Origin of the sequence: Photorhabdus sp. S10-54, from assembly GCF_963878145.1 — a bacterium.
Classification (GTDB): domain Bacteria; phylum Pseudomonadota; class Gammaproteobacteria; order Enterobacterales; family Enterobacteriaceae; genus Photorhabdus; species Photorhabdus kayaii.
Genome location: NZ_CAWNXG010000060.1, coordinates 1 through 23,278, shown reverse-complemented (window position 1 = coordinate 23,278; position 23,278 = coordinate 1). Strand labels below are relative to the sequence as shown.

The 23,278-nt window shown below is 44.1% G+C and carries 19 protein-coding genes; 10 read left to right on the top strand and 9 right to left on the bottom strand.

The genetic code is table 11. The features are described from left to right. The first annotated feature begins 125 nt into the window (after nt 1-125). From AACQ83_RS21520 to AACQ83_RS21490, 7 genes are all read left to right on the top strand, one after another. On the top strand, nt 126-314 hold the full coding sequence (locus AACQ83_RS21520) for a hypothetical protein (protein WP_240000887.1): 189 nt from the start codon (nt 126-128) through the stop codon (nt 312-314). Nucleotides 315-398: 84 nt separating this feature from the next. Continuing rightward, complete coding sequence (mnmA, locus tag AACQ83_RS21515; protein WP_112879562.1) at nt 399-1,502, top strand: tRNA 2-thiouridine(34) synthase MnmA; 1,104 nt, start codon at nt 399-401, stop codon at nt 1,500-1,502. Between the two features lie 2 nt (nt 1,503-1,504). After that, nucleotides 1,505-2,131, top strand: a complete 627-nt coding sequence (gene hflD / locus AACQ83_RS21510; protein WP_112879561.1) for a high frequency lysogenization protein HflD — start codon at nt 1,505-1,507, stop codon at nt 2,129-2,131. 23 nt (nt 2,132-2,154) lie between these two features. After that, complete coding sequence (purB, locus tag AACQ83_RS21505; protein WP_112879560.1) at nt 2,155-3,525, top strand: adenylosuccinate lyase; 1,371 nt, start codon at nt 2,155-2,157, stop codon at nt 3,523-3,525. A gap of 243 nt (nt 3,526-3,768) precedes the next feature. Next, complete coding sequence (gene phoP / locus AACQ83_RS21500) at nt 3,769-4,437, top strand: two-component system response regulator PhoP (protein ID WP_011147027.1); 669 nt, start codon at nt 3,769-3,771, stop codon at nt 4,435-4,437. A gap of 19 nt (nt 4,438-4,456) precedes the next feature. Continuing rightward, nucleotides 4,457-5,920: a two-component system sensor histidine kinase PhoQ gene (phoQ, locus tag AACQ83_RS21495; protein ID WP_112879564.1), complete on the top strand. Its 1,464-nt coding sequence runs from the start codon at nt 4,457-4,459 to the stop codon at nt 5,918-5,920. Between the two features lie 83 nt (nt 5,921-6,003). Beyond that, nucleotides 6,004-7,125, top strand: coding sequence for a ribosomal protein uL16 3-hydroxylase (locus AACQ83_RS21490; RefSeq protein WP_112879559.1), 1,122 nt, complete (start codon nt 6,004-6,006; stop codon nt 7,123-7,125). Between the two features lie 265 nt (nt 7,126-7,390). Here the strand turns inward: AACQ83_RS21490 and pepT are convergent, their stop codons facing one another. The 5 genes from pepT to lolC form a co-directional block, all read right to left on the bottom strand. Beyond that, nucleotides 7,391-8,656: a peptidase T gene (gene pepT, locus AACQ83_RS21485; protein WP_112879558.1), complete on the bottom strand. Its 1,266-nt coding sequence runs from the start codon at nt 8,654-8,656 to the stop codon at nt 7,391-7,393. A 55-nt stretch (nt 8,657-8,711) separates the two neighbouring features. Then, nucleotides 8,712-9,563, bottom strand: coding sequence for a Sir2 family NAD+-dependent deacetylase (cobB, locus tag AACQ83_RS21480; RefSeq protein WP_112879556.1), 852 nt, complete (start codon nt 9,561-9,563; stop codon nt 8,712-8,714). Between the two features lie 91 nt (nt 9,564-9,654). Next, nucleotides 9,655-10,902 (bottom strand): lipoprotein-releasing ABC transporter permease subunit LolE, encoded by a 1,248-nt coding sequence (gene lolE / locus AACQ83_RS21475; RefSeq protein WP_112879555.1) that lies wholly within the window; start codon nt 10,900-10,902, stop codon nt 9,655-9,657. Continuing rightward, nucleotides 10,902-11,606 (bottom strand): lipoprotein-releasing ABC transporter ATP-binding protein LolD, encoded by a 705-nt coding sequence (gene lolD / locus AACQ83_RS21470; RefSeq protein ID WP_112879554.1) that lies wholly within the window; start codon nt 11,604-11,606, stop codon nt 10,902-10,904. Before lolD ends, lolE begins: the two co-directional genes overlap by 1 nt. Beyond that, nucleotides 11,599-12,801: a lipoprotein-releasing ABC transporter permease subunit LolC gene (gene lolC / locus AACQ83_RS21465; RefSeq protein ID WP_112879553.1), complete on the bottom strand. Its 1,203-nt coding sequence runs from the start codon at nt 12,799-12,801 to the stop codon at nt 11,599-11,601. Before lolC ends, lolD begins: the two co-directional genes overlap by 8 nt. Nucleotides 12,802-12,998: 197 nt before the next feature. On the opposite strand from lolC, the gene mfd reads away from it, so the two are divergent. The 3 genes from mfd to AACQ83_RS21450 all read left to right on the top strand — a co-directional run bounded on the left by mfd (nt 12,999) and on the right by AACQ83_RS21450 (nt 18,949). Then, nucleotides 12,999-16,445 carry a transcription-repair coupling factor gene (gene mfd / locus AACQ83_RS21460; RefSeq protein ID WP_112879552.1) on the top strand — a complete coding sequence of 1,149 codons (3,447 nt, stop codon included), beginning with the start codon at nt 12,999-13,001 and terminating at the stop codon, nt 16,443-16,445. Between the two features lie 668 nt (nt 16,446-17,113). After that, nucleotides 17,114-18,091, top strand: a complete 978-nt coding sequence (gene pvcA, locus AACQ83_RS21455) for an L-tyrosine isonitrile synthase (RefSeq protein WP_112879563.1) — start codon at nt 17,114-17,116, stop codon at nt 18,089-18,091. A gap of 12 nt (nt 18,092-18,103) precedes the next feature. Then, nucleotides 18,104-18,949: a TauD/TfdA family dioxygenase gene (locus AACQ83_RS21450; protein WP_112879551.1), complete on the top strand. Its 846-nt coding sequence runs from the start codon at nt 18,104-18,106 to the stop codon at nt 18,947-18,949. Between the two features lie 93 nt (nt 18,950-19,042). On the opposite strand, the gene AACQ83_RS21445 is transcribed toward AACQ83_RS21450, so the two are convergent. From AACQ83_RS21445 to AACQ83_RS21430, 4 genes are all read right to left on the bottom strand, one after another. Further along, nucleotides 19,043-19,432: a hypothetical protein gene (locus AACQ83_RS21445; RefSeq protein WP_112879550.1), complete on the bottom strand. Its 390-nt coding sequence runs from the start codon at nt 19,430-19,432 to the stop codon at nt 19,043-19,045. Nucleotides 19,433-19,434: 2 nt separating this feature from the next. After that, nucleotides 19,435-19,632: a polymorphic toxin type 25 domain-containing protein gene (locus tag AACQ83_RS21440; protein WP_112879549.1), complete on the bottom strand. Its 198-nt coding sequence runs from the start codon at nt 19,630-19,632 to the stop codon at nt 19,435-19,437. Between the two features lies 1 nt (nt 19,633). Beyond that, nucleotides 19,634-19,933, bottom strand: a complete 300-nt coding sequence (locus AACQ83_RS21435) for a hypothetical protein (RefSeq protein WP_112879548.1) — start codon at nt 19,931-19,933, stop codon at nt 19,634-19,636. Further along, nucleotides 19,923-23,278, bottom strand: a 3,356-nt coding sequence (locus AACQ83_RS21430; RefSeq protein ID WP_240000886.1) for a hemagglutinin repeat-containing protein, incomplete at its 5' end; no start/stop codon positions are given. The genes AACQ83_RS21435 and AACQ83_RS21430, both read right to left, overlap by 11 nt.

Here is a 23,278-nt window from a genome sequence, read left to right as displayed (position 1 = left end):
AAACACCTTTGAATTTCAAGAACATAAAATGGTGACAGGAATGCAATCTTACCACCATGAGCTTTTGAGTTTATTAGGCGCACAATATAAAGCGGTTTATTCCTGAATTAGGTGCGGAATGAAGGATGGAACAACAAACAGTAACCCATCCACAAGACCATGATATTGACTGTTGCCATTGGGTTACAGCAGAGCAAATATTCAGTAGCCATTATCTTCGTTCTCCACTCGTCGCAGAAAGTATTCGCTGTTACCTGCAAAACGAAAAGCATCCTCTCACCCTACTGGATAGTTATGTTTCTCCGTTTATTTAATAACAAAACAGTGATACGTTTGATGCACCCCGATTTGCAACGTGTTAAAGTACGGCGCTTGTTTTTTTCTCCAGTGAGATTCCCATGTCAGATAACAGCCAGAAAAAAGTCATTGTCGGCATGTCCGGCGGTGTAGATTCCTCCGTTTCCGCCTATTTGCTACAACAGCAAGGTTATCAAGTGGCTGGCTTGTTCATGAAGAATTGGGAAGAAGATGATGATGAAGAGTACTGTTCAGCCACGACTGATCTGGCTGATGCCCAATCCGTTTGTGATAATTTAGGCATCGAACTTCATACCGTCAATTTTGCTGCCGAATATTGGGATAATGTTTTCGAACATTTTCTCTCTGAATATAGAGCAGGCAGAACACCTAACCCAGATATTCTATGCAACAAAGAAATTAAGTTTAAAGCATTTCTGGAATTTGCTGCTGAGGATTTAGGCGCGGATTACATCGCAACAGGTCATTATGTTCGCCGCAGAGATATTAACGGTAAAAGCCAATTATTACGGGGGCTGGATAGTAATAAAGACCAAAGCTACTTCTTATACACGTTGAGCCACCAGCAAATTGCTCAAAGCCTATTTCCGGTCGGTGAACTGGAAAAACCGGAGGTCCGTCGTATCGCTGAAAAAATTGGTCTGGTGACGGCAAAGAAAAAAGATTCCACCGGTATCTGTTTTATTGGCGAGCGCAAATTCCGTGACTTCCTTGGCCGTTATTTACCAGCCAAACCTGGCCCGATTATGACAGTAGATGGAGAATCCCTTGGTGAACATCAGGGGCTGATGTACCACACGCTGGGTCAACGTAAAGGTCTGGGAATCGGTGGAACGAAAGAAGGCAGCGAAGAGCCGTGGTATGTCATAGATAAAGACGTTCAGAACAACATCCTGATCGTGGCACAAGGGCATGAACACCCCCGTTTAATGTCTACCGGCCTTATTGCTCAGCAACTTCACTGGGTTGACAGACAGACATTAACTGAAGAAATCCATTGCGTCGTCAAAACACGTTATCGTCAGCAAGATATTCCTTGCACTGTCACCCCCATAAACGAAGATAAAATAGCAGTCCGTTTTGCTAACCCTGTCGCCTCAGTCACCCCCGGCCAATCAGCCGTCTTTTATCAGGGTGAAGTTTGTCTTGGCGGTGGAGTGATCGAACAACGTTTGCAGGAGTAATTGTGGCAAAGAATTATTACAACATTACACTAGCGCTGGCGGGAATTTGCCAGTCAAGTCGCTTGGTACAACAACTTTCTCATGAAAACCAGTGTGATACTGATGCTGTTGCCACTATGGTTAATAGCATTTTAAACACCAACCCGGCATCTGTTTTAGATGTGTTCGGCAATCATGAACGCAATCTGAAAATTGGGCTGAACGCAATGCTAGGGATGTTTAATAGTTCTAACAATGGTATTTCTGCCGATCTTACCCGCTATATCTTGAGTCTGATAGCATTGGAGCGCCGGCTAATTAAAAATCAGGCAGCTTCCGATGCATTGGGTAACCGTATCAGTTTACTAGAACGTCAACAGGCATATTTCGAACCCATGTCAGAAGGGATGTTCAACGCGTTGGCCGGTATTTATGTCGATGTTATCAGCCCATTAGGTCCACGTATCCAAGTGACTGGTTCCCCTGATATTCTGCGCAATCCACTTGTACAAGCGAAAGTCCGGACTATTCTACTGGCTGGCGTCCGTTGCGCGGTCTTATGGCAACAAGTTGGCGGTGGTCGCTTGCAATTAATGTTTTCTCGTCAACGCCTGATCCAACAGGCGAAAGATATTCTTTCTCATTGTTAAATAAAATCCGGGAGTTGCTACCAATGGAATTATCCTCACTGACTGCTGTTTCTCCAATCGATGGCCGTTACGGCGATAAAGTCAGCGCATTACGTACCATTTTTAGTGAGTTTGGCTTACTGAAATTCCGCGTGCAGGTTGAAGTACGTTGGCTGCAAAAACTGGCAGAATGTGCTGAAATTAAAGAAGTTCCCGCTTTTGATACAGACGCAAACGCTTACCTGAATGAAATCATCGCAAATTTCAATGAACAGGATGCAATGCGTATTAAAACTATCGAACGCACCACTAACCACGATGTCAAAGCAGTGGAATATTTTCTGAAAGAGAAAGTTGCGCATATTCCTGCACTACATCAAGTTTCTGAGTTTATTCACTTTGCCTGTACTTCTGAAGATATTAACAATCTAGCTTATGCGCTGATGCTACAAACAGCCCGTGAAGAAGTACTTTTACCTCAATGGCGCCAGATGATTGATACCATCAAAAAAATGGCGAGTGAATATCGAGACTTACCCCTGTTATCTCGCACTCACGGCCAACCAGCCACACCTTCCACGGTTGGTAAAGAGTTTGCCAATGTTGCTCACCGAATGGAACGCCAGTATCGTCAACTGGAACAATCCGAAATACTCGGCAAAATTAATGGCGCCGTGGGTAACTATAATGCCCATATAGCCGCTTACCCACAGGTTGATTGGCATCAGTTTAGTGAAACTTTTGTGACTTCACTCGGCATCACATGGAATCCATACACGACCCAAATCGAACCCCATGATTATATTGCTGAATTGTTCGATACCATCGCCCGTTTCAACACGATTCTGATCGATTTTGACCGTGACATTTGGGGTTACATCGCACTTAACCATTTCAAACAGAAAACAGTTGCCGGTGAAATCGGTTCTTCCACTATGCCACACAAAGTCAATCCAATTGATTTTGAAAACTCGGAAGGCAATTTGGGGCTGGCAAATGCGGTATTTGGTCATCTGGCAAGCAAGTTACCGATTTCCCGCTGGCAACGAGATCTGACTGATTCAACCGTATTACGTAACCTTGGTGTTGGCCTGGGATATGCTCTGATCGCTTATCAAGCTACGATGAAAGGCTTAAATAAGTTGGAAGTCAATGAGCAGCACTTACTGGATGAGCTAGATCAAAACTGGGAAGTGCTTGCTGAACCTATCCAGACAGTAATGCGTCGCTATGGTATCGAAAAGCCTTATGAAAAACTCAAAGAACTTACCCGTGGCAAACGCGTCAATAGTGAAGGAATGAAAACCTTTATCGATGGGCTGGATTTACCGGAAGAAGAGAAAATACGACTGAAAGCCATGACGCCGGCAAATTATATTGGCCGTGCAATTACACTGGTTGATGAATTGAAGTAGTTGATATTCAACAGACGGATAAAACATCCGTCTGTTGCTACTCTTATATAAACCAATCCCAAACATACTTTAAAGTTATATTCTCTATTTCCACTTAACGTCTTGCTGTTACAGATCCATGTATCTAACATATTCAGCCAGAACCATGACATTGAATTTTTTACCGGCAGTTTTGTCTATATAACAGTCCGAATGAATTGATTATTACAATAACTGCCTGCTGGAGTTGAGAAGGATTATTCCATGCGGATATTGATCGTTGAAGACAACATGTTACTGCGTCACCATTTAACGGTACAGCTTCGCGACACCGGTCATCTAGTTGATGCCGCTGCAAACGCCAAAGAAGCCGATTACTATCTGGTCGAGAGCGAACCCGATATTGCCATTGTTGATCTTGGTTTGCCCGGAGAAGATGGTTTGAGTTTGATCCGTCGCTGGCGCCAAAAAGATGAAAAACTCCCCATTCTTGTTTTGACCGCCCGCGAAAGCTGGCAAGAAAAAGTCACGGTTCTTGATGCAGGAGCAGATGATTATGTTACCAAGCCCTTTCATCTTGAGGAAATTATTGCCCGTATGCAGGCACTCCTACGCCGTAATAATGGGCTGGTTTCTCAGATTATTGAATTCCCACCTTTCAAAATTGATCTGTCACGCAAGGAATTTACAGTTTACGGGGAGAGCGTCAAACTAACGGCGTTTGAATACCGAATCATTGAAATACTGATGTGTAATAGTGACAAAGTTGTCACTAAAGAGTCATTAATGCGTCAATTATATCCCGATGCTGAACTACGCGAAGGTCACTCCATCGATGTCTTAATCGGCCGACTAAGAAAAAAAATATTAGATATTTGGCCTTATGAAGCTATCGTGACTGTCCGGGGCCAAGGCTATCGCTTTGATGTGTAAAACTTTCATGGGTAAAAAAGTGCTTAAGCACAAAAAGCAGCCTTTCTCACTCCGTACCCGGTTTTTAATGGCAACAGCTGCGGTTATTCTTGCTCTTACCATGTCTTACGGTATTGTTGCCATTGTCGGTTACCTGGTCAGTTTTGATAAAACCGCTTATACACTGCTACGCAGTCAGAGTAATCTATTTTTCAGCCTTGCTCAGTGGAATAACAATCAGCTGGATATTTCAGTACCCCCCAATTTCACACTGAATAACCCATCATTGGTTCTGATTTATAACAACAAAGGTACCATCCTCTGGCGTCAACACCATATCCCAAAAGTCGAAAACTCTATTCCTAGTGAATGGTTAAAAGAAGACGGTTTATATGAACTGGATACTGATCTAAAAAGCAGCCGGGATTTGCTAAAAAACTCGGCTAACACACAAGGACAATTAGGTAAACTTAATTCACTTGACGAAAATGAAGATAATGAGCTAACTCACTCCGTTTCTGTCAACAGATATAGTGCGACAGCTCATTTGCCAGCGTTAACGATTGTAGTCATCGATACCATTCCACAGGATTTACAAAAATCGGTTCTGGTGTGGGAATGGTTCGGTTATGTATTGATTGCCAATCTTATTCTGGTTATCCCATTAATCTGGCTGGCAGCACACTGGAGTTTACGGCCAATTAAATCGCTTATTCATCAGATCAGTTCATTAGAAAAAGGTGAACGGGAAAAACTGGATGAAAATCCACCGACAGAGCTGCGGGGGCTAGTTCGTAACCTTAATGTGTTGCTCAATAATGAACGCAATCGCTATACAAAATACCGAACAACACTGGCTGATCTGACACACAGCTTGAAAACGCCACTGGCTGTTTTACAATCAACTCTCCGTTCTTTGCGTGACAGCAAACAAATGACTATTCAACAGGCAGAACCTATCATGCTTGAGCAAATTGGCCGTATTTCTCAGCAGATAGGCTATTATCTGCATCGTGCCAGTATGCGCAGTGAACACAGCACTATTATGCGGAAAGTCTCTTCTGTTCCTGCTTTACTAGATAGCCTGTGCAGCGCTTTAACAAAAGTCTATCAGCGTAAAGGTGTCAGTCTCACGTTAGATGTCTCACCGGAGATCACTTGGCTTGGTGAGAAAAATGATTTTATGGAAGTCATGGGTAATGTGTTGGAAAACGCCTGTAAGTACTGCCTTAAATTTGTTGAGATCTCTGTGACGATTGATCACGATTCGGTAATGATTATTGTCGATGACGATGGTCCAGGGGTGCCAATTGAAAAATGGGACATGATTTTCCAGCGAGGTCAACGTGTTGATACTTTGAAGCCTGGTCAAGGGCTTGGATTGTCAATTGCTTCTGAAATTATCGAACAATATAAAGGCGATATCAGTATCAGTGACAGTCCACTTGGTGGCGCCAGAATTTGCGTTATGTTCCGATGCCAGCAAATTAATGACGATGATTAGTTAAATATGCCAGTGTAGTCTGATACTGAGTTTAACTATTCGTTATAATACCTTGAAATTCACTTCACACTCAGGATGTCACTATGGACTATCAGTTGAATCTGGACTGGCAGGCATTTTTGCATAATCATTGGCAAAAACGGCCTTTACTGATTAAACAAGGCTTCCGTCAATTCATTGATCCCCTCACTCCCGATGAACTCGCGGGGCTGGCTATGGAAAATGAAGTTGACTGCCGTCTGGTCAGCCAGAAAAATGGCCGTTGGGATGTCTCTCATGGTCCATTCGAAAGTTACGATCATTTAGGTGAAAAAGAGTGGTCGCTGCTGGTACAAGCGGTTAATCACTGGCACCATCCTTCCGCCGCATTAATGCAACCATTCCGCGTATTATCTGACTGGCGGATAGATGATCTGATGGTCTCCTTCTCCGTTCCCGGTGGTGGTGTTGGTCCGCATCTAGATCAATACGATGTGTTTATCATTCAAGGAATGGGCCGCCGTCGCTGGCGCGTTGGGAAAAAGCTACCAATGGAACAACGCTGCCCTCACCCCGATCTATTACAGGTCGATCCCTTTAATGCCGTTATTGACGAAGAGATGGAACCCGGTGATATTCTCTATATCCCACCAGGATTTCCTCATGAAGGTTATTCCATCGAAGATTCACTAAATTATTCAGTTGGTTTCCGCGCCCCCAATTCCCGTGAACTGTTCAGTAGCTTCGCCGATTATGTGCTGGCTAGTGATTTAGGCAGCTATCGTTATAGCGATCCCGATCTGACTTTCCGAGAAAATCCAGCGTTGGTCCAACCGCATGAACTATCAGCGCTACACACCATGATGAACGAGTTATTAGCACAGCCTGACACTTTCCAGCAATGGTTTGGTGAATTCATCTCTCAGTCACGGCATGAACTTGATATTGCTCCACCAGAGCCACCTTATGAAAGTGATGAAATTTATGAATTAATGAAACAAGGTGAAAATCTCCACCGCCTTAACGGATTACGGGTTATCCGGGTTGGTGATCAGTGCTTTGTTAACGGTGAATTAATAGATACACCTCATATTAAAGCGGCTGATGTTCTTTGCTGCCATTATGAAATTAATGCAGAAATGCTTGGTGAAGCGATAGATGATGCTCGTTTTATCAGACTGCTCACTGCATTGGTCAATAGTGGTTACTGGTACTTTAATGATTGATACCTCACCTCAAGAGGTTAATTTCAATAAGGTTGATTTCAATAATGTTGATTTCAATATAGTTATCAAAGGCCATTAATTTGTTCAACGTCTAAACTCGTTATTAACTCACGGCCTGGTGACTAACTCTCCCCACTAAATCACAAGTGATTATAGTGGGGCTTCTTAAGTTCGCTTCGCTCTCAATTAGCATTCAGGAAGGAGAATTCCGCACAGTTTGTTAAGAACTTGTAGCGCCCGGATTTGCCGTTAATATCCGATAAAATTAACTAGTGCTGCAAAACGCCTGACTCATTTCCGACTTTTTAGACAACAGTGCGGTTAATTCAGCAATACGTATGACAACACTTACAGCCTGCTCCATTCCTTCCAACGAAACAAATTCATGTTTGCCATGATAATTATACCCCCCCATGAATATATTCGGGCAAGGTAAACCACGAAACGACAATTGTGCGCCATTAGTACCACCACGAATCGGTTTAATAACGGGTTCAATATTACAATCCAGCATTGCTTGTTTGGCAATCTCAATAACATGCGGATATTTGATAACTTCATCATGCATATTGTAATAATTGTCATCGATAGTCAGTTCGATATAACAACCCGGATGCAGCCCCTCACCGACTTTTTCAGCAATTTTAATCATCTTCTTTTTACGTTTTTCGAAGTTATTCCGATCAAAATCACGAATGATATAGTGCATTTCAGCACACTCAACCGTGCCTTTAATACGTTGCAAATGATAGAAACCTTCATATCCATCGGTATGTTCCGGTGTCTCTTCCGATGGCAATGCTTGATGGATATGGATCGCCAGTGATAAGGCATTGATCATCACATTTTTAGCACTACCAGAGTGAACATTATTACCAACAATCTTAACGGTTACTACCGCTGCATTGAAATTTTCAAATGCCAGTTCACCTACACCACCACCATCTACGGTGTATGCCCACTCAGCATCAAATGAATTAATATCAAAATAGCGTGCTCCCTTACCTATCTCCTCATCAGGCGTAAACGCAATTCGAATATCACCATGTAAGATATTGCTATTTTTCAGACGAACCATTGCAGTAATGATTTCTGCAATACCCGCTTTATCATCGGCACCAAGCAGCGTTTTACCATCGGTGGTAATCAAGGTTTTCCCCAACATATTATGCAAGATAGGAAACATAACCGGCGATAACACTTCATTACCCGCACCCAGAGCAATTTCACCACCTCGATAATTTTCCAACATTTGTGGACTTATATTTTTTCCAGAAAAATCAGGTGAAGTATCAAGGTGAGCAATAAAACCGATAGCAGGTACAGGCCAAGATGTATTGGCAGGTAATGTTGCCATAACACAGCCATGAGCATCCTGTACCACATTAGAAAAACCTAATTCGATCAACTCCTGTTTCAGCGCTTTGGCGAGTTCGAGCTGCCCATGACTACTGGGAATCGTCTTTGCTGACGGCTTTGACTGAGTATCAAAAGATATGTATTTAAAAAAACGTTCTAGTAATCTGTCCATTATTCTCTTCCCCCGGGGATTTTGTTACCCATTATGAGGAAGAGAAACACAATAATTATTGCGTCAAATCAGCTTTAAATTCTTTAATACTCTCAATTAACCTTCGAGCATACTCATCTACTATCTTACTGGCTGGTCCATAATGCTTTTCATCAAATAAACTTTCTACTTGACTCGGTTCCAGGTTCAGCTCTACCGTGTGCGCCCCTGCCAGTTTAGCTTCATGTACAAATCCAGCCGCAGGATAAACATGACCAGAGGTGCCGATAGCGATAAAAATATCTGCCTGAGCCAGTGCAGAATAAATCCGTTCCATCTCCAAAGGCATTTCACCAAACCAAACAACATGTGGACGCAATGGCGAGGGGAACTGACAACAATGGCAACGTTCATCTATCGTCAAATCGTCTGTCCACTCAAACAATTGCCCAGATTGGCAACAACGAATTTTGAACAACTCACCATGCATATGCACCGTGCGATAGCTGCCCGCCCGCTCATGAAGATTATCGATATTCTGAGTAATCAACAAAAAATTATCGCCAAGCTCATGCTCCAGCGCGGCTAAAGCATAATGCGCTGCGTTCGGTTTTATTTCTGATTGCTGAAGTTGATGACGCCGGGCATTATAAAATGCCTGCACCAATTCTGGATCCTTCTGAAATCCCTCAGGTGTAGCAACATCTTCCACCCGATGTTCTTCCCACAACCCATCAGAGGAGCGGAAAGTCCGAATACCCGATTCAGCCGAAATACCGGCTCCTGTCAATACCACGATGTAAGGTTTTTTCATATTAATCGCCAAACGATTATCCCTATAAAAAATCCGGCTACGAAATCTCTGCTGTCTCAAACGCTTAACCTTACGAAGCCGACCAAGCCGACTAAGCCGACGACAAATTCGCATACTGATTTCCTTCAAGATTTCTTAAATATTGCTTAGGTTTCTATTTTTTATACCATAACGTTTTGATTAGCTCATGCCAATAATAGATTAATTATTTTCCACTTAAAATTCGTGCCGGATCAAGTCTACTTGCTCGTCTCGCCGGATACCAACTGGCTAATAAACTCAGAATCAGAGCCGTCGCCAGAACATACAGAACATCCATGCCATGTAACTCAGATGGCAGGAAATCAATGAAGTAAACATCACCGGAAAGAAATTGATGCCCGATCAGCTTTTCCAGCCCATGAATAAGCGCCGTCAGATTCAGTGATGCCAACACGCCAGCTATAGCACCGGCAATACTGCCCGTCATCCCCGTCAGTAACCCATACCAGAGAAAAACTGCTCTAATTTGCCTATCCTTAGCGCCGAGGGTTCGCAGGATAGCAATATCACTGCTTTTATCTTTTACCGCCATAATCAGGGTAGAAACGATATTAAAACACGCCACGCCAATCACCAGAATCATCGCCAGATACATAATGCTACGTACCATCTGAATATCATGATACATATAGCCGTAATTTCTTATCCAACTGCTGATATAGACATATTCCTGTGATGCTTCCCCGGCAAGCCTTACTCGTTGATCAGCGGCAAACACATCATCAACCTTGATCGCAATGCCAGTGATCCCTTGCCCATAATCCAAATATTGTTGAGCATCGGCCAAAGGGACCAAAGCCAAACTATGATCAAGCAAACCACTCAATCGAAAAATTCCGCTAACTTGTAAACGAATCCGTTTTGGTTGCAACAATTTCATTTCGGGATCATTGTTCGGGATCATAACAGTCAGCCAGTCACCCTGTTTAACCTTCAAGGCATTAGCGACTCCCTGCCCCAGAATGACCTGTTGATGACCCGCCTGAAAATTTTGCCAAGCATTATCTTGTACAAATTGAGGTAATGAGCTGACCTGAGCCTCAGTGGTTAAATCAACCCCTTTCACCTGAACCGCATGCAAGCTGGCGCCTTTTTCCATCAATCCAGTGAAAGTAATATAAGGTGAAGCAGCAACCACACCGATAGTGTTTTTTACCCGTTCCAATGCAGGCTGCCACTGTTCAAAAGGCTGATGAACCGTATAAATTTCACCATGAGGAACAACAGAAAGGATGCGGTTTCTCAATTCTCGTTCAAAACCATTCATGGCACTTAGACCAATAATGAGAACAGCGACACCAAGCATAATCCCTAGCGTAGAAATCACAGAAATCAGAGAGACCATACCGCCCCGGCGACGCCCGCGACTAAATCGCAAGGCAGTGACCAAAGAGAGAGGCAAATTCGCCATTACAACGCTCCCGTCACGGTCAATTCATCCTGTAAATAACCATCACGCATCTCCACCTGACGATTTAATCTGCCGGCAAGATTCAAATCATGGGTGACAACCAGAAATGCCGTGCCTTGCTGCCGGTTAAGCTCACCCAGTAATGCAAAGATGCTATCTGCATTACGTAAATCGAGGTTACCGGTAGGTTCATCCGCTAAAACTAAAGAAGGTTCATTAACCAACGCTCTGGCAATTGCCACACGCTGGCGTTCCCCCCCTGACAATTCTGATGGACGGTGATGAGCGCGCTTCTCCAAACCAACAGCCGCCAGCATTTCGAATGCTTTCTTCTGTACCTGACTGCGATTTTTACCGCCAATTAACAGTGGCATAGCGACATTCTCGATCGCATTAAAATCTGGCAACAGATGGTGAAACTGATAAATAAAGCCCAATTCATGATTTCGCAGTTCTGCCCTGGCTCCGGAGGACATTTTATTCAACGAGCGCCCTTTAAAAAGGACTTCACCAGAAGTCGGTGTATCCAACCCACCAAGCAAATGCAGAAGCGTACTCTTACCTGAGCCGGAACTTCCCACAATCGCCATCATTTCACTCTGATTGATAGCAAAAGTGACATTTTTCAGCACTTCAGTCAGTACTTGACCTTCCTGGTATTTTTTACACAGATTATTACACAACAATAGTGGTTGATTATTCATAACGCAAAGCCTCAGCAGGTTGGATAGCAGCAGCACGCCAGGAAGGATATAACGTAGACAATAGGGCAATCGCCATCGCTGAAATTGCGATTGTAGCAACCTGTAGCGGCTCAATGGCAACAGGCAACTCAACACCTGAGGTCAATAAGCCAATAAGTGGCATTAAGTTATTAAGCTGACTGGAAAGCAGAACACCAAGCCCAGTTCCCAGTAAAGTGCCGATGATCCCGGCTCCCGCTCCCTGGATCATAAAAATCGCCATAACCTGACGACGTACCAGTCCCTGTGTCTGCAAAATCGCCACTTCTCCCTGTTTTTCCATTACCAGTAAACCAAGCGAAGTGATGATATTGAATGCAGCCACGGCAATAATCAGGCTTAACAATAAGCCCATCATATTTTTTTCCATCCTGACCGCTTGGAAAAACTCACCTTTACGTTCGCGCCAATCCTTCCACAACAACCCTTCTGGTAGGGTTTGTAAGCTCAAACTATCTACAGCCAATGGTTCTGAGAGATAGAGACGCCAGCCAGTAATGTGACCTGGCGGATAGCGCATCAGACGGGCAGCATCTTGCTGATTAACCAGAATCTGTGTGCCATCGACTTCGCTATTAGACGCAAAAGTGCCAATAACAGTAAATAGACGCTGACTGGGAATACGCCCCATTGGTGTCAACTGACTTGCGCCAGGTACCATCAGGCGAATGCGATCACCGCGTTTTACTCCAAGCTCCCCGGCGACTCTTTCGCCCAAAATAGCATTGTAGCTACCGGGTGCAAGTTGATGACGATAAGCGCCGGTTAAATATTCAGTCAGCGGTTCATATTCATCAAAAGCGATACCCAACATTACACCAACACCGACATTCCGGGCGCTTTGCAATACCACATCACCCATCACCAATGGCGTAATCCTGTTAACCTGCTTTAGATCCGCAAGTTCACTGACAGGATGTGTTTTTGGGTCTAGCGAGCCATTTACCGACGTCACAACCGCCTGTGGCATAAAGCCAAGAATACTGGTTTCCAGCGAACGCTCAAAACCATTCATCACGGACAATACTGTAATTAATGCGGCAACACCGAGAGTAATGCCAATTGCTGACAGCCAGGAAACAAACCGACCAAATTTATCAGCCGCCCGACCACGCATATACCGCAAACCTATAAATAATGAGACAGATTGAAACATGAAATCTGTTACGCCCCTGTTGCCAAAGCAAAGTGTTCGGGGATAATAAAGGGTAGTTATATTTTATGGAACCACCAACATCCAGATTCTGTGGTTTTTTTATTTTCTCTCAACCAGCCAGCGTGTTTACTCGAAGACCATTATGTGTCGAAAGCCTGTTGGGAATGGACTGAATCATAGAGAACACATTTACGCCTATGTCCTCAAAATATCGTTATAAACTTCCCGAACGTCGCGGTGATAACCGTCAATTAGGCCAACTTACTGGTGCTGCTTGCGCTGTAGAATGTGCTGAAATTGTCGAACGCCATCCAGGCCCTGTCGTACTGATAACCAAGGATATGCAAAACGCCTTACGTCTGCATGATGAAATCCATCAGTTTACCGACTGCTCTGTTGATCTCCTTTCCGATTGGGAAACACTGCCATATGACAGCTTCTCTCCTCATCAGGAAATCATTTCCAACCGTCTGTCTACACTTTACCGTCTGCCGACGATGACCAAAGGTGTTTTAATCCTGCCGATAAATACCTTAATGCAACGGGTTTGCCCTCATGAGTACCTTAACGGGCATGCACTAGTCATGCACAAAGATCAGAGGCTCTCACGAGATAAACTCCGTACTGAATTAGAACAAGCTGGCTATCGTAGTGTCGAACAAGTTCTTGAACACGGCGAATTTGCTACTCGTGGCTCATTACTTGATCTTTTCCCAATGGGAAGTGAGCATCCCTATCGTATTGATTTTTTCGATGATGAAATCGATAGCTTACGCATTTTCGATGTTGACAGCCAACGTACGCTGACTGAGGTTAAACAAATCAACCTACTGCCTGCTCATGAATTCCCAACAGATAAAGAGACTATTGAACTGTTTCGCAGCCAGTGGCGGGAACGTTTTGAAGTCCGTCGTGACAATGAGCATATTTATCAGCAAGTCAGTAAAGGTACGTTACCGGCCGGGATAGAATACTGGCAACCGTTGTTTTTTAGCCAACCCTTGCCTTCATTGTTTGATTATCTACCCGACAACACCTTGCTTATCAGTCAAGAAATAAACCATTCCGCTGAACGTTTTTGGCAGGACATCCAACAACGCTTTGAGAGCCGTAAAATTGACCCAATGCGCCCTCTCTTACCCCCAGAAGAGCTTTGGCTTCCGGCTGATAATTTATTCTCAGCGCTAAAAAACTGGCCCCGCATTCAACTTAAAGCAGAAGAATTGAGCAAAAAAGCGAGTCACGTAAATCTTGATTATCAACTGCTGCCTGATCTCTCCGTTGTTGCGCAAAATAAGGCACCTCTGGATAAGCTTCGCCGTTTCCTTGAACAATTCAGTGGCCGCGTTATTTTCTCTGTTGAGAGTGAAGGACGGAAAGAAACGTTACAGGAATTATTGTCACGAATAAAGATTAAACCCATTAAAATCAGAAAATTGCATCAAGCACAACAGCCAGGTCACTTTTTGATGATTGGTGCCGCTGAACATGGTTTTATCGATACAAAGAATGAACTGGCTCTAATCTGTGAAAGCGACATGCTTGGTGAACGTGTTGTTCGCCGCCGTCAAGATACCCGCCGCACGATTAACACCGATACCCTGATCCGTAACCTTGCAGAATTACGCCCCAGCCAGCCAGTGGTCCATTTGGAACATGGCGTTGGCCGTTACCAAGGGCTAACTACGCTAGAAGCAGGTGGTATCAAAGCTGAATATCTGATCTTAAGTTATGCTGGTAACGACAAACTTTATGTTCCGGTCTCTTCCCTGCATTTGATCAGCCGCTACGCAGGTGGTGCTGATGAAAATGCCCCATTACATAAATTGGGCGGAGAGGCATGGAACAAAGCCCGCCAGAAAGCTGCCGAAAAAGTACGCGATGTGGCTGCGGAGTTGCTTGACATTTATGCTCACCGCGCCGTAAAACCAGGATTTGCGTTTAAACATGATTGGGAACAATATCAATTATTCTGTCAAAGCTTTCCATTTGAAACGACTCCAGATCAGGAACAGGCAATTAACGCAGTTCTGAATGATATGTGTCAGCCAGTCGCTATGGATCGCTTAATTTGCGGTGATGTAGGCTTTGGCAAAACCGAAGTTGCAATGCGCTCCGCATTTCTGGCAGTCCATAATGACAAGCAAGTGGCAGTCCTGGTTCCGACAACACTGCTGGCTCAGCAACATTTTGATAATTTCCGCGACCGTTTTGCTAATTGGCCTGTACGTATTGAGATGATATCCCGTTTCCGCAGCGCCAAGGAACAGCAACAAATCGTTGAAATGGCAGCCGAAGGTAAAGTCGATATTATTATTGGTACACATAAACTGCTACAAAGCGACTTGCGCTGGAAAGACCTTGGTTTGTTAATTGTCGATGAAGAGCACCGGTTTGGTGTTCGCCACAAAGAGCAGATCAAAGCCATGCGTGCCGATGTCGATATTCTGACCCTCACCGCAACCCCAATTCCACGAACGCTCAATATGGCAATGAGTAGTATGCGGGATCTCTCAATTATTTCGACCCCGCCCGCTCGCCGTCTGGCTGTCAAAACTTTCGTGCGCGAGTATGACAGTTTGGTGGTACGAGAAGCCATACTGCGTGAAGTTTTGCGCGGTGGTCAAGTCTACTACCTCTATAATGATGTTGAAAATATTGAGAAAGCGAAGCTGCGTCTTGAAGAATTAGTACCAGAAGCACGGATCGCCATTGGTCATGGGCAGATGCGTGAACGGGATTTGGAACGGGTGATGACCGATTTCCATCATCAACGATTTAATGTTCTGATTTGTACCACCATTATTGAGACAGGCATCGATATTCCAAGCGCCAATACCATCATTATTGAACGTGCTGACCATTTTGGCCTAGCCCAACTGCATCAATTGCGGGGGCGTGTCGGACGTTCTCACCATCAGGCTTATGCTTACCTGCTGACACCACATCCGAAAGCAATGACAGCCGATGCACACAAACGTCTGGAAGCTATCGCCTCCCTTGAAGATTTAGGTGCGGGTTTTGCACTGGCAACTCATGACCTTGAGATCCGCGGAGCCGGTGAACTTCTCGGTGAAGAACAAAGTGGTCAGATGACAACTATTGGCTTCACACTCTATATGGAGCTACTGGAAAGTGCAGTCAATGCATTAAAAGCAGGTCGTGAACCTTCACTTGAAGACTTAAGCAATAGTCAAACTGACGTTGAATTGCGGATGCCTATTTTGTTACCTGATGATTATATTCCTGATGTCAATATGCGTTTGTCTTTTTATAAACGTATTGCCAGCGCCAAAAACGCATCAGAATTAGCAGAATTGAAGGTTGAATTGATAGACCGGTTCGGCATATTACCTGATCCGGGGCGCCACTTATTACAATCAGCAGCCATTCGCCTGTTAGCTCAGAAATTAGGTATTAAACGAATAGAAGCCCATGAAAAAGGAGGGTTTATCGAGTTTAGTGAGGAAAATAAAGTTGATCCAACTTATCTTATCGGCCTGTTACAAAAACAACCTGAAATTTATCGCTTGGACGGCCCCGCTAAACTGAAATTCATTACTGACCTGAACGAAAGAACGACACGCCTAGAATTCATTCAGCAATTACTTGATACTTTTGAACATCATCCAATCTGCTCTTAAGTCACTTCACTTCCCCTATGATTGATTGTCAGTCTGTGGGGGAGTAGATTTGAAGATGCATCGCGATGGCATGGGAGTGAATCCCCGGGAGCATAGGTAATTAAGGGTAAACTTGGTTTTCGTAAAATAATAACCGGATATGATCATAATTATAATAATAGCCTTTATTATCAACCTCATGCAGTAATTTACCTTTTACTTTAATGATCTCTTCTTTCATTAAAGTCATAATTTTCCCTTATAAAATACTAGGTTTTATAATTTTCATAAATATATTAGTAAGTAAAGGAAAAGGCCTTACCCACTTTATTTAAGATAAATTTCAGAAAAAATTGCCAATATGAAATTATCAACCGATCCATTTTACCTACACTAATTTAGTTTTAAGGATATTTTACTATGGTGGTCGTACCAGATCCCTTATATCCTAATAGTCTTGCCAAACAGTACCTTAATGTAACAATCAATCAAATATATTGATTAACTATATAAATCATATTCAAACATATTGTTTATTGTTAAATAGATTATTAGATATTCTCAAATATTATATTATTTTTTAATTGCATTATTCTACACTTCGCCTATACCAATTAGTGAAAATGCTGTTTATCTATTTTTAAAGAAATCAAAGAATAGATATGACAACAAGTATGGAAACCATAATGATGCAAAGTGTTACCGATAATAATATTACTTCCGAGAGTATTTCCTTTAATAATATTTCTATGCAGATTCTGCACGAACTGTTGCAATATCGCAGGCGTCTTACTGATCTAGGGAGAGATTCCGTTAAAGAAGAAAATATTATTAAATCTGTACAATTACCTAGAATTGAATACTTCATCAGGAATAATAAACCTATCGAATTCATTTTACCGGCATTCCCAACCAAGTCACCAAACAGAAATAAAGTACTTGGTACTTCCCCTGATATGGCAGAACGCTTGTCTTTGATTTTTCTTAATTCTCTTTGCCAGCGTATTCAGCTTTATTATCCGCCAGGCGCTCGCATTATTATTTGCTCTGATGGTCATGTCTTTGGTGATCTGATTCGTGTCAGTGATAATGTTATCAGTCAATATCATGAAGATATTAAACAATTACTTCATGAAGTGGGTGCTATCAATTTAAGCACATTTAACCTTAACGACGATAAAGAACTCTGCGAACATAGTGATGATTTCAATTTACAGAGACAGATGTTAGTCAGACATTATGCCCGTTCGGAAGAATCTATCAAAGATGAACTGTTGCAAAATAGTGATGGATTACAACTATATCGCGCAGTCACCCGTTTCTTATATGAAGACAGCTTATTACCCGGCTATACCGGATCAAATAATGCCCTACAAAAAGATGCCAAACAAAGAGCCATCGGTGTTATTCAACGAAGTTGGGCGTGGGGAAGTTTATTAGATACTCATTTTCCAAAAGCCATACGTTTATCTATTCATCCTCAGCCAGCAGACAGTATTAAATTTGGTATTCATATGATGCCAACCCGGGATGATTGGTTAACCCCTTGGCATGGTGTCGCAGCCAATGTAAATGGGCAATTTATACTTATGAAACATAAAGAAGTTCAGATGATGGGCGGAAAATTAGTAAATATTCATGGAAAACCCAGTCACTATGTAATTTGAAGGAAAATAGCGATGACAGAATTAAATAGCTTTCAGACAGAAGAAATAACCCCTTTTGGTTTAAAAATTACGCCTCAATTTTCCGATCAACATATTGATACTTTATCAGTGGAACAACTGAAAGAACTGGCTAGAAAACACCATCTGCTTATATTACGTGGTTTTAAATCTGATTTATCTGATCACGAAAAATATGAAGAATATGCCCGTAATTGGGGAGAAATAATGATGTGGCCGTTTGGTGCTATTTTAGATGTTCGTGAACATCAAGATGCTACCGATCACGTTTTTGATAACAGCTATATGCCGTTGCACTGGGATGGCATGTATAAACCAACAATTCCCGAATTTATTATGTTCCATTGCGCCCACGCACCTGAAAGCGACCAAGGGGGCAGGACAACCTTTGTCAATACTCGTCGTGTTGTTGCTAATGCTACTCAACAGCAATTAGAACAGTGGAAGAATATATCGATTACTTACCGCATTAATAAAGTCACTCATTATGGTGGGGAAGTTCACTCTCCTTTAGTGGAAGAACATCCGGACAGAAACGGATTCGTTATCAGATATAACGAACCGGCAGTAGATGGAGAAAAATTCCTAAATAAACATGCTATTGAATATCATAATATCAGCCCTGATCAAGTAGCAGAATTTCAACAAGATTTTATCAATATATTATATGATAAGCGCCATTTATATGCTCATGCATGGAAAAAAGGTGATCTGGTGATTGTGGATAATTTCTCTCTGCTACATGGACGTGAAGGATTTACTTCCAAATCAGAACGGCATTTACAGAGAATCCATATTCAATCTAATCCGGTATTTAATAATCAGGCGTTAAGATCATAGTATTATTATACAACGAAGAACCAGAAAGATTATTTGACTTCCACTGCAATATATTGGAAGTCAAATGACTATCTTTACGGAAAATTGCATTTATTAATCGAATCCACCACTTATTTCAATTTCAAAAACAAACTCTTTTATGAATTCAATATTATTTCTATGTGCAAATTTTATTTTTGAGAAAAATCTGCAATGAATAAAAAAAACAAGAATTGCAAATACTCCAATAAAATAGCCAGTAAAGGAAATTAAGCTTCCATTTTTAATAAATTCAAACCAAATTCCAGATATATAAACAATAAATAATATCATCATGGAAAAATTAGCAAGTTTGTTTTTATTAAAAAAACAAAAATCAAAAAATAGCAATGGAGATTTTACACTTCTTAGTGAAACTTTTCTGCTCAAGCCAAAATAGATGAAGCAGGCAAGAAACCCCAACAGACTCAAAACCATCAAAATAAACGGAATATATACAATCATGCTCATTTATCCTTAAACTCATGTTTATATATTTCAGTGCCAACTTTGCCATTCATGTCTGTTTCACCTAATGGAGTTTCCCTTGAAATACCACCCCAGCCAATTGAAGGCCCTACACCAAGTGATACACCTATTCCATCTTTTCCTGCTGATATTCCAAATGAACCATCGCCAAGAGCATTATTTTCCACAATAGACATTTTATTTCTCCTCCTTGTTTTTGTTTAATGAAGAAATTTTCTTGCAAAATTCTTGTATTAGACTAAATAAATAAATAAAAAATCCAAATATTGCCCCACCACTACCGCCTACTTTTATACTGAATTTTAATCCATTAATAGCTGGTTGAATATCTAAAAGAAAATACCCTTCTTTAAAAAAGATAATAAGGTACGTTAAAGGAATACTAATCATACAACATACTGAAAAAATCATTCCCCACCCCAATACTAGATAGATAAATTGTTTTAGTCTAAAAATAATGCCCCTTTTATTGTCCATTTTTTCTTCCTTGTGTTTTCTTTGCTCCTTCTTCTGCAATGTAATCTGTTGCAGTTCCAGCATAATTTCCGATAATTGTCCCACCAACCTCGGAAGCTTTATTAGAATAACCTTTAGAAAGCATTGCATTGGTAAACTTACCCCCCACTTTATTACCAATTACAGTACCAACTGCATTACTTAACATTGAGGTTGTAGGATCTTCTCCTTTAACTTTACTTCCTAAATAAGCGCCTCCTGTATTAACAAGAGTGCTAAATAGTGTTCCTTTACCTTGAGTTAATGCGCCTGTTCCTACCGCTATCAGTGTATCTGTTGCACTATAATTTTCTCCTGGCTTCAACGTTAAAAGCTGTTTGGTGGCATCTGTTGCTCCTCCTAAAATGCCGCCACCAATTACTGCCGCAGCCCCAGCAATAGGGGCAACTATAGTCCCTCCTACAGCAGAAGCACCAACTCCCCATGCCGTTACCAACCCTCTTACTGGATCTTGTCCTTCCGGGTGATCCCCTTTGGCATGTTTTGACAATGCCGCTGAAATCTCTTGAGAGGATTGACCTTTATTTGACATAGCGGTAGCCAGACTTGATGCTGACCGACCGTAATCCGCCATCCCTTTTGGCAAACTCAGTGCATTATTGTCCGTCGCATTCTTCCCTGCCTGGGCCCCGGTAACGGCGCTCCCGGTAGAGTCACCGGCAATGCCGCCTGCCAGCCCGGCTGCCAGGGTAGAAAGAGTGCTGATAGTCTGTTTCTGCTCCTCCGTTAACTCACTGACTTTTGCCCCGTCGCCGTAAAGTTGCTTAATCAGTACCTGTGCGGCCAGCTCACCGGACGTGGCACCGGCTGCTCCTGACAAGGCATTGTTACCACTCACCTCCGCCGCCACCGCGCCTAAAATCGCATGGGCCAGCGTGTTGGTGGCGATATCCACCTGATGGGTTTGCGGGTCAGTAGTCAGTTCTTTAATCACCCCGGCCAGATACGGCGATGCGCCGCCGGCCAGCGCCTGACCAAGATTGTTCCCCGCCAGCCCCTGAATCGCTGCCGTAGCCGCCTGTAACGCTTTTTGATATTTGCCGCCGGTCCCCAGGCCGGAGTCATTCAGCGCCTGCGTGTAAGCGGTGTCATAAATTTGTTTATTGATATCCTCCAGAGTCGGGTGTTGATTGCCTGCGTTGATCAATTTTTCTTTGGCATCAGCTTGGTCCTGTTCACTGATATGATTGAGTTTCGCTTTCGCCGCTTGGGTCGCGATAATTTTCCCTTCCGTCCCGGCTATCTCGGTCATCTGGGCGCTGAGTTCGCCAATCAGTTGCGCCTGTTTCAGCCGCTGCTGTTCTTTTTCCTTATCAAATATCGGACTCAAGACATTGGCCGCATTATCGGTATCACGGCTTAAGTTCGCGATATCCTGCGTTTGGTGCGCTTTGTCCCGAATAATCAGGTTGCCGTCACTGACCGCGGCATGCGTGATACTGCTGTCATGGCCCTGATTATTTGAGCCTGTCAGCGCATTGACCGCCAGATTATTCAGCACCTGACCGGTGGTTGGTTGACCGAGGCTGACGCCCGCACTCTGCTGTTCGACAGTAAAGTCCGCTTTATTTTGAATATCTTTAAAACCCAGTGTTCCGGTGTTGAGGGTGTTTTTAGCTTTGTCAGCTTGACTCGCTATCACCGCACCGTCCAGTTGGGTGTGGTCGCCGACGTTAACCTGATAGCCGCCTTTACCGGCAAACAGCCCGGTCTGCTCCTGCACCGAATCGTAATTGCTGTGCAGTTTGTTGCGGCTGGCACTGAGGCTTGCTGTACCGTTGGTGAGGGGCCCTACGGTGGTACTGACGCCCGCGCTGGCGTTGTGTTGCTGGCTGTCATAGCGGTTACTGTCCTGCTCGCTACTTAATGCCAGGTTACGCTTCACCGTCGTCGTAATCTGTTCGCCGCTGACTTGTGCCCCTTTCAGCGTGGTATCCCGGCCACTGTTGAGGGTAATGGTCTGTCCTGCGTCTAACGTGGTGTTATGGTGGCTGACACCGTTGCCGTTTTCACGGCCGTTGCCCCGACTGACATTGGCCGAGACGTTCAGACCGGTGCCTCCGGGGCCGGCGGTCAGGCCCACGCCTAGCGAGCTGCCGTGGCCGCTGTTCTTGCCGGTGGTCTGTTCGGTGTTCTGGCTGGACGAGAGCGCAATATCCCGACTCGCATTGAGTTGCAGGTCTTTGCCCGCCTGTAACTGACTGCCCTGAACGCGGATATCGCCGTTCGGGCCTGAGGTCCCTTTATCGTCACCGTGCGCCGTTATCGTGAGATTATCCCCGGCGGTGAGATGGCTGCCCTGTTGGGTGGTCTGACGGGACTGCTGTTCTGAACGGGAAGACTGACGACCGTAGGACAGGCTCACCCCGGCCAAATTGTTATTGCTGCTGTTGCCACCGCCCTGAGCTTCGGCCAGTCTGGCAGCCTGCGTCGCTTGCACTCCGCTGAGGGCAGCTTTGGTGTTTTGCAACGCTTTCAGGCGCGGGTCGGCAGTCTGTTGCGCTTCATGGGCCGTTTGCACCGCACTGTTGATGGCGCCCCCGGCAGCGCCACTCAATGCCACCGTTAAGCCGCTCTGTTTTTGTTCGGTTTTTGTCGTGGTGTTATTGCGGTTTTCCGCACTGGTGACCGTGACCTGTTGACCGGTCAGCGTCAGGTCCTTACCGGCAATCACTTCACTGCCGTGAACCCGGAGTTGTTCTCCCGCGTTGAGAGTCACGTTGCCCTGACTGCTGCCGACCGTGCTGCCTTTACTCAGCTGGCTGTCACTGTCGGTGGCGACTTTCTGGCTGGCTTTGCCAACGGTAAAACCAATCCCTCCGGTGCCCATCAGGCCGGATTTTTTCTCCTGCCGCAAATGGGTTTCATTGTGCGCTTCTGCGGCGGTGGCGACGGTAAGCTGATGACCGGCGTTCAGGCTGACATCCTGCGTGCCTGCCACATTGCTGCCGCTGATATGCAGGTCTTTACCGGCCTGTAAAGTTACTTTATCGCCGCTGAATGTGGTACTGAGCGCCTGCCGGTCATGCACTTCATCGTGGGTTTCCACCGACGACTTCGACAGCCAGCCTTTGCTGGTCTGTTTACTGTGCTCCACTAAGTCAGATGAGGCGGTACCGGTTGTCAATGTCAGGTTATTCCCGGCCTGCGCCGTCAGTTGTTGACCGGCATTGACATGGGCGGCGGTGGCGGTCAAATCCTGCCCGGCTTGCAGGGTCACCTCACCGGCACCGGTTATCTGGCTGCCGATATCCTGTTGTTGGGTCAGATGGCGATAGTTATCTTTCCCCCAATTCCCCTGTTCTG

Excerpts from the sequence above, each read along its gene's own strand:
- AACQ83_RS21520 (WP_240000887.1), top strand. The coding sequence starts at position 126 with ATGGAACAACAAACAGTAACCCATCCACAAGACCATGATATTGACTGT.
- mnmA (WP_112879562.1), top strand. The coding sequence starts at position 399 with ATGTCAGATAACAGCCAGAAAAAAGTCATTGTCGGCATGTCCGGCGGT.
- purB (WP_112879560.1), top strand. The coding sequence starts at position 2,155 with ATGGAATTATCCTCACTGACTGCTGTTTCTCCAATCGATGGCCGTTAC.
- phoP (WP_011147027.1), top strand. The coding sequence starts at position 3,769 with ATGCGGATATTGATCGTTGAAGACAACATGTTACTGCGTCACCATTTA.
- AACQ83_RS21490 (WP_112879559.1), top strand. The coding sequence starts at position 6,004 with ATGGACTATCAGTTGAATCTGGACTGGCAGGCATTTTTGCATAATCAT.
- pepT (WP_112879558.1), bottom strand. The coding sequence starts at position 8,656 with ATGGACAGATTACTAGAACGTTTTTTTAAATACATATCTTTTGATACT.
- cobB (WP_112879556.1), bottom strand. The coding sequence starts at position 9,563 with ATGCGAATTTGTCGTCGGCTTAGTCGGCTTGGTCGGCTTCGTAAGGTT.
- lolE (WP_112879555.1), bottom strand. The coding sequence starts at position 10,902 with ATGGCGAATTTGCCTCTCTCTTTGGTCACTGCCTTGCGATTTAGTCGC.
- lolD (WP_112879554.1), bottom strand. The coding sequence starts at position 11,606 with ATGAATAATCAACCACTATTGTTGTGTAATAATCTGTGTAAAAAATAC.
- lolC (WP_112879553.1), bottom strand. The coding sequence starts at position 12,801 with ATGTTTCAATCTGTCTCATTATTTATAGGTTTGCGGTATATGCGTGGT.
- mfd (WP_112879552.1), top strand. The coding sequence starts at position 12,999 with ATGTCCTCAAAATATCGTTATAAACTTCCCGAACGTCGCGGTGATAAC.
- pvcA (WP_112879563.1), top strand. The coding sequence starts at position 17,114 with ATGCAAAGTGTTACCGATAATAATATTACTTCCGAGAGTATTTCCTTT.
- AACQ83_RS21450 (WP_112879551.1), top strand. The coding sequence starts at position 18,104 with ATGACAGAATTAAATAGCTTTCAGACAGAAGAAATAACCCCTTTTGGT.
- AACQ83_RS21445 (WP_112879550.1), bottom strand. The coding sequence starts at position 19,432 with ATGATTGTATATATTCCGTTTATTTTGATGGTTTTGAGTCTGTTGGGG.
- AACQ83_RS21440 (WP_112879549.1), bottom strand. The coding sequence starts at position 19,632 with ATGTCTATTGTGGAAAATAATGCTCTTGGCGATGGTTCATTTGGAATA.
- AACQ83_RS21435 (WP_112879548.1), bottom strand. The coding sequence starts at position 19,933 with ATGGACAATAAAAGGGGCATTATTTTTAGACTAAAACAATTTATCTAT.